This is a genomic window from Flavicella sp. (assembly GCF_037132785.1).
GTDB lineage: Bacteria > Bacteroidota > Bacteroidia > Flavobacteriales > Flavobacteriaceae > Flavicella.
The window spans coordinates 1-7856 of the sequence record NZ_JBAHZZ010000183.1; the positions used below are offsets into that span (position 1 = coordinate 1).

General features: G+C 31.1%; 4 protein-coding genes and 1 pseudogene. All 5 read right to left on the reverse strand.

The window, feature by feature from the left end; all coding sequences use genetic code 11:
- Nucleotides 1–382 precede the first annotated feature (382 nt).
- The gene (locus tag V5787_RS11620) at nucleotides 383–1051 is read right to left on the reverse strand and encodes an ion channel (protein WP_336893375.1); all 669 of its coding nucleotides are present in this window, start codon (nucleotides 1049–1051) and stop codon (nucleotides 383–385) included.
- A gap of 1 nt (nucleotide 1052) precedes the next feature.
- Nucleotides 1053–4163 carry an efflux RND transporter permease subunit gene (locus tag V5787_RS11625; protein WP_336893376.1) on the reverse strand — a complete coding sequence of 1037 codons (3111 nt, stop codon included), beginning with the start codon at nucleotides 4161–4163 and terminating at the stop codon, nucleotides 1053–1055.
- A 22-nt stretch (nucleotides 4164–4185) separates the two neighbouring features.
- Complete coding sequence (locus V5787_RS11630; protein WP_336893377.1) at nucleotides 4186–5277, reverse strand: efflux RND transporter periplasmic adaptor subunit; 1092 nt, start codon at nucleotides 5275–5277, stop codon at nucleotides 4186–4188.
- A gap of 4 nt (nucleotides 5278–5281) precedes the next feature.
- Nucleotides 5282–7615 (reverse strand): TolC family protein, encoded by a 2334-nt coding sequence (locus tag V5787_RS11635; protein WP_336893378.1) that lies wholly within the window; start codon nucleotides 7613–7615, stop codon nucleotides 5282–5284.
- A gap of 103 nt (nucleotides 7616–7718) precedes the next feature.
- A pseudogene (locus V5787_RS11640) lies at nucleotides 7719–7856 on the reverse strand (IS1595 family transposase); the annotation flags it as partial.

Here is a 7856-nt window from a genome sequence, read left to right on the forward strand (position 1 = left end):
ACTAAAGGAAAATGAACCAAAAAATAGATCCATAACTAACATAAACAATGAAAATAAGAAAAAAAAATATAAATTTTAGATTTAAAAAGTCAAAATTGAAATCTAAAAATGAAAAGAGCATTATGCAACGGTCTTAATATATGCATGGCCAAGGGTTACGGTTCTATTTTATATTGAAATATAAAGGATAGAGAAACTAATTTAATCAATCATTTTGATGTTTCTTTGGTTATAAGCTTATGTTTGATAGCAAAATCGAAGGATTTTGTTGTATAATTCAAAGACAATTTGAGTCACGAATTAACCTCTCTCATTTTATCTTTTTATAGTCGTTTAGGACGAAACCACTAAAAAGCTTGTAGTTTTTATGATAAAAATCAGTTTATTTTTTTAATTGATTGATGTATTTCCCAACAACAATTGCAGTAATAATTACATTATACATTTGCCCTAACAAGCCTATTAATATCGTTACTTTTTGGGCAAATGGAGAAACAGGGGAAATATCTCCATAGCCGATAGATAAAAGTGTAATATAACTGAAGTACATAAAGCTGTCATTGAGGTTTTCTCTTAACATAAATGCTTCTTGATTTCCAAGAAAAGAACCAGGAACGGTTAACTCTATTGATATAAAGAAAAAATAACCGATTAGACCTATAGAGACATACCCACTTATCAAACCAAAAATAATATTGGAACTAATTCTTTGAGAATCCCATACCTGTTTTATAATCTCAATCGTAACAAACACATAAAAAAGAAAGTTGATTACCGTTCTAAAAATGGTGATTTCATCATCATAACCAGAAGTTGTTAATTTACAAACAAACAACAAACCGCTTAGAAATAACAAGCCAACAAATCCCAAAAATTTAATTCGATGTCTCGACATCAAAATCAAACCAGCAGATATATTGACAATAAATGTTATCGGGAATAAAACTGTTTCATACCAATCACCAGTAGCAATAATTGACCCAAATAATATAAACATTTGACTAACAAAGAAAATCTCAAAACGATAAGGATGCAGTCTTTTAAATTCCATATTAGTCTAATAGCTTTTCATTAAACACATAGCCTTTATAACTTACTTTATACAATAAACTATAAAAAGCAGGGATAAAAAGTAATGTTACCACAGTACCAAATAACAAACCAACCATTATGGTTACTGCCATTGGCTCCCACATCGCTCCCCCTCCAAGGTACAATGGGACAAGTCCTAATACCGTAGTAAAAGTTGCCAATACGATAGGTCTAAATCTTTGTAAACAAGCAGCTATAATTGCATCTTGTGGTGTCTTTTTAAGTACATTTTCTTCAATTTCTATCCTATCTACCAGAACGATAGCATTATTGATAACAATACCCGCTAATGAAATTACCCCTAAGAAAGCCATAAAACCAAAAGGCACATTAAAAATCAATAAGCCTAATACCATACCAATTACTCCCAAAGGAATAGTACATACTATCATAGTCATTTTCCTAAAGGAATTAAATTGAATAATCAAAAGCATCACTATAATAAAAGCAGACATTGGTAAATAAGCGGTTACAGCCCCCATATTTTCTGCACTATTTTCCGCATCACCTCCTAATGAATAGTAATATCCATCTCCCCAAATTTCTTTTTGCTCTTCTAGCCATGGTTTTAAATCAGATACTATTTTATTTGCATTTCCATCTTCAGTCAATTCACTCTGAATAATAATGGTACGTGTTAAATTCAATCTTTTAATATTTGTATACTGCCATTCTGGAGTAATTTTAGCTACCTGTGATAAAGGAACAGAATTACCAGAATTTTGAGAATACACATTTAAAGTTTCTAAAGAAGCTAATGATTGCTCTTTACTTTTACTACTTAACATTAAAATAGGAATTGAATTATCTCCTTCTCTGTATTCTCCAGCTCTAAACCCATCCAAAACAGTTTGTAATGAGGTAGCAATATCCTGATTTGTGACACCTGCTAATTGAGCTTTATTTTGGTCGATATCAATTACAAACTTTTTTCCTTTAGGTCCCCAATCATCTTTGATGTTTTTTGTTCCATCAAAAGAAAACAACTTCGCTTTGATAGACTCTGAAATATTTGATAATTTATCTGGATCATATCCTGATACTTTTATTTCAATAGGAACTCCTCCTCCACCTGAACCAAGCAGACTAACTTTTATATCTGCATTTGGATATGTTTTATAACAATAAGTATCCAATGCTTTAATCATAGGTAAATTCACTGTATAATTAGATGTATTCACCAGTATATGTGCATAATTAGAGTTCGGCTCTTCTGTAGAGTATCCAAGATCATATGAAGAAGGACCTGAACCGATAAAACTAGACCAATCTACAACACCATCAGGATTTGTCTTATTCACTTTTAAGTTTTCTGCGATATACTTTTCAATAGATAAAACTGTTTCTGTAGTAGATTCAATTTTTGTTCCTTGCGGCAAGTTGATGTCAATAGTAATCATATTTCTATCACTGTCTGGAAAAAACAATACATCCAATAATCCGAATCCAAAAAAGGACAACACCAATAAAACTACAACGCTTGCTAAAACAGATTTTTTCCAATTCAACGCGATAAGAATCATATCTTTATAAGCTGTTTTCATTGTAATAATAAGCTTATCCAAAAAACCTAATTCATCTTTATTCTTTTTCTCTATTTTTAAAAAGAAAACACAAAATAAGGTTATCACACTCAATGATATAACCCAAGAACACAACAAAGCAATTGTAATCACAACAAATATAGGTCCCATAATATCACCCATTGTTGACTCAGCTAAATAAAAGGCTAAAAATGCTGCAGAAGTAGTTAGAGTAGATATCAACAAAGGCATAAACAATTCATCGCAAGAATCAATCGCAGCTTTCTTAACAGGTATCCCCTCTTCCATCTTTACCATAATTGACTCTGCAACTACTATAGCATTATCTACCATCATTCCCAAAGCCATAATCAAAGCTGCAAGTGAAATCTGATTCAATCCTATGTCTAAAACTCCCATTACCATAATGGTAGCAATAGTTACAATCGGAATCAAACTAGCAATAACCAAACCTGTTCTGAGCCCCAAAAATATAAGCATCACAGCCAATACAATTCCAATCGCTTGTATTAAATTACTCATAAAACCGTCTATCTTTAAGTCTATATAAGTATCGATAGATGACAGTCTTTGTACAGATAACCCAACAGGAAATTTAGAATTATACCTTGCCAAAACTTGATCAATTTCTTTCCCTAGCTTGATTACATTACGCCCTTCTTTTAAAGATACATGAAGAGAAATTGCATCTTTTCCATTTACCCGCACAATTTGTTTTGGCGGATATATATACCCTTTCTCAACAGTTGTAATATCTTCTAAAGCTACTACTTGTACTTTATTTCCAACAGGTATCAACATACGTTTGATATCTTCAATAGAGTTAAAGTTTCCTGTAGGCTCTAAAATAATCCTTTCTTCCTCTATATTGATTTCACCACCAGAATTAAGAATGTTTGTACTTGTAATTATATTTTTTAAACTACTAGATGTCAATCCATAAGATTTTAACCTAGCATTGTCAAACTTAACAAAAACACGTTCTTCCTGATCTCCATTAATTTCAACTTTTGCAGCAGCATCCAATTTTATCAAGTCATCTCTTAAATCATCGGCATATTCTTTAATTTCTTTATAAGAGTATCCATCACTAGTAATTCCAACAGCAATACCAAATACTTCCCCGATACCATCATCATCTAAAAATGGCTTTACTCCGCTAGGAAGACCTTCAATTGAAGAAAGTTTCCTGCGTAATCTATCCCAAATTTCTTGTAAATCTTCAGGTTTAATTTCCATTTTTAGCTCAACAGTAACAACAGAAAGTCCTGATCGAGAGGTACTGGTCACTTCTTTTAATTCTGGTAATTCTTGAGCAATTTTTTCAATTTTATCAGTAACAAGATCTTCAATCCTTTCAGGAGAAGCTCCTGGGAAATTAGTTACAATCGTCGCTACACGAATAGTATATGGAGGCATACTATCTCTGGATAAACTCATATACCCAATCACTCCCATTAGCATTACAACTGCTAATATACTAAGAACTACTCTGTTTTTCTCTATTGAGAATTTAGCAAAATTCATATTTATCCTATATTAAAGTGTCTTAATCTAACTTAACTCTTTGACCGTTCAAAAGTGACTGTAATCCCGCTGTGGCAATTTTATCTCCTTCAACCAAGCCTTCTTTAACAATAAAACCATCTACTGTTAATTCGCCAATCGTTATCGTTTTTTTTCTAACAGTACCAACTTTATCATCTTTAGATTCAATGACAAATACAAAATTTCCATCCCCATTTTCACCAACAGATTTTACAGGAATAATTAAAGTATTAGGATTACTAACACCAATACTTTTAGAAAACATAAATGCAACATCAACTGTCATTCCTGATTTTATATTTTTTGTTCCATCAATGACATCAATTTTCACAGGGTAAGAAGCTGAATTTTCATTAGCAATAGGAGATATTTCTATTATTTCCCCTTTGAATTTCTTTCCTTCAATTGAAGAAAATGTCAATGTTGTTTCCATTCCTAAAAACACCATATTTATAACATTCTCAGGAATTCCAACCATAATGTCTGTTTTTAAACCGGCATTTAAAACTCCGATTATCTGACCTGCCGATGCATTTTCATTCAACTCTGCAATTTTAGAAGCAATAACTCCATCTTTAGCAGCATAGATATATCCATAATTAATTTGAGATTTTTGAATACTAATATTTCTCTTAGAAGATTCGTATTTATCTAAATTTGATTGGTAATTATTTTTTGCCATTTCATAATCACTTAATGAATTACTTCCTTTCGCATATAGAGTCTTAATTCTTTCCAGATTAGATATTGACATATTTTTAGCAGATCTTGCACTACTTAAAGCAGATATCGCTTGTTCATAAGCTAGTTTAGCTTGAACATTATCTAACTTTGCCAATAGATCTCCTTTTTTAACTTTCATCCCAACAGCTATATTAAGTTCCGTAATGATTCCACTACTTCTAAAACTCAAATCTATCTGATCACTAGCTTTTGCAATTCCACTATACTCACGTACTCTTTGTTGGTTAACTGTTCCAACAACCTCATAACGAATTGGGCGTAAAACTTCTTTCTTTTCGGCTACTTTTTCTTTACATGATTGCAGTATAAAACCTATCGAAATAGCAATTGCTACTTTATATATCTTCATGGTATTATTGTTTTTTATTTAATAAATAATTTTGAGCACGTTCCATAAAATCTTTATTCTTTTCAGTAGAACTAACCAAAAAGAAATGTCCAACTACTCTTTCTAGTTGAATAGTAGTTAATAGATATCCATAATTTGCTGTGGCACTCCCTAATTGAGCCTGCAAATAATTAGATTGAGCATCAATCAATTGAATTACTGGTATAGCACCGTTTTTATAGGCTGTTTGTGTTAATTCTAAACTTTCTTTTGCTGTTTCTTCAGCAGTTTTAGAAATTCTAATGTTTACTATTTGAGTTGCCAATTCAGAAACGATATCATTTACGTTTTTAGAAATTTGAAGATTTGCATTTTCTTGATTTATCATCAATTGTTCCTGCTGTATCTTAGCAGATTTCCTCTCTAAGGTTCTTGAATTTTGTTGAAAAAGAGGTAACGATAAATTTACCCCTACATTATACGAACCATCAGGAATATCATATCCTTCAATTGCCACCACTCCTACTCCAGATCTATTAAAGGTATAATTGTATTGTCCTCGCAAGGATATCGTTGGTGAAAATCGTCCTGCATTATTTAAACGATACTTTCGTTTTACAGCTTTAATATTATACGCCAAGTTCTTTAATTCGGGCGCATTTAATTTTGCCTCCAAAACAAGAAATTCTAACAACTGTGGTTGTAACATAGGATCATCAATAAATTCTGATAACTTCTTAAAATTATAATTATTAAACAAACCTTTGCTAATTTCCGCATCATCAATATCAATTTTAGTATTGATTGGTCTATTTATCAGTGCATTTAATTCATTAAAAGATAATTTCAAATCATTCGCTGCTTCTATTAAACTTTGTGTATCCTGAGCTAACTGACTCTTAAAACGTAATACATCAGATTTTCCAGAAGCTCCTTCTTCAAAATTCTGTCTAGCTAACTCCAAATTTAACTTGGTAACTTGTAAGTTTTGATTTTGAATATTGACATTTGTTTTTAAAATCAACGAATTAAAATATACTAAAGACGCTTGAAGTAACAGATCTAATTCAGCTGTATTATATACTTCTTGCTGTGCTTTATTCAATTCTTTTTGAATTGTTTTATTTGCTGAAGCATCTGGAGAATAAATCAATTGCTCTAAAGTAACACTTCCTGTAGTAGAAAATTCAGGACCCGCAAGTGGAATTGCAGCCAAATCAGGATCAATATATGCTGCATTAGCGCTAGCTGTAAGATCAGGTAAATATTGATTTTTTGCAGACTGAAATTCATTTTCACTTAATTCCCTAGTTTTCTTCTCTGATTTTAAATCTAAATTTTCTCCAACAGCACCGCGCATTACATCTAAAATAGATAGTGAAAATACGGAAGGGACCGTATCTTTTCCTCGTACAAAATCAACATTTCCAACCATACTAAACCGAAGTGGATAATTAATTTTTGACGCTGCTGTGTAATTAATGGTTATGTTTTTCTTGTAATCTATAAACAACGGCAATTCTGATGCATTTATACCTGACACAATGGATTCAAAACTCAATGCAATTCTTCTAAAAAACTGAGATGAATTTGCATTTGTTTGCTGTGTTGCCAAAACTCCTTTATTTACATCCGAAATACCCAAGGCAGAAAACGAAGGTAATTCTCTTTTCGTTATAGAGTCTATCAAAATTTTCCTCTTAGCACTACCGAAATTAAAATCACTTGCCAAATAAACAGCGTCAACACCATCTAGTTCTTTTATGATATCTAAACTTTCAGAAACCCTTATCAGTTTATATGTAGCGTTAGAATTTGCAAAATATGTGTCTAAACTTTTTTTCACAGGCAATTCTCTAATCAAAAAAGCCTCCATAAAAATCGCGATATTTTTATAATCATAAATAGTTTTAAAAACATCTAAATCATCTGTAAAAGAATAAGGACTTACTATATAATTTAAATTATCTATTTCTGAGGTACTTTGTAACAAAGGGAACTTAACAAAATCGTTATTCACAGAACCAAAACCAATAATTGGTTTTTTAAAAACCTGCCTATTATGCAAAACAATTGCGTTTAAGGCTCCAATAGATAAAATGATGTCATTATCACTATCCATCATTATTTTTAAATTCTCTTTTGCTACTTTTAAATCATAATTATTTTCTAATGGCTCACCAAAAACAAGGGTCGCCTCTTGTCCCATAACTGCTTTAATCTCACTTATAAGTTGATCTATAACTGGAATTGTTAGATTAGATGTTCTGTCTGACAAAACTCCAACTTTTATAGTTTTCTTTATTTGAGCTGAAGACACAAAAGAACAAATAAACACTACTAATAAAATTCTCTTCATAAAAAGGGTCTTAATTATTCACTTACGAAAGTATGGTTATTTTTTTTGACCAAAATAAGTAAAAATAAATAGAATACTAATAATGATGTTAAAATTTATTGAGTTATACGCCTAGTGTCTGTTTTGTATTTTTTTGATATTTAGGTTTTTGTAGTACCATTCTAAGAATTGTTTTATGAAAAATGGATTCTTTGTATTGTGACCTATTAATTCTAAAACAAAATTCATCAAAATATGCTTG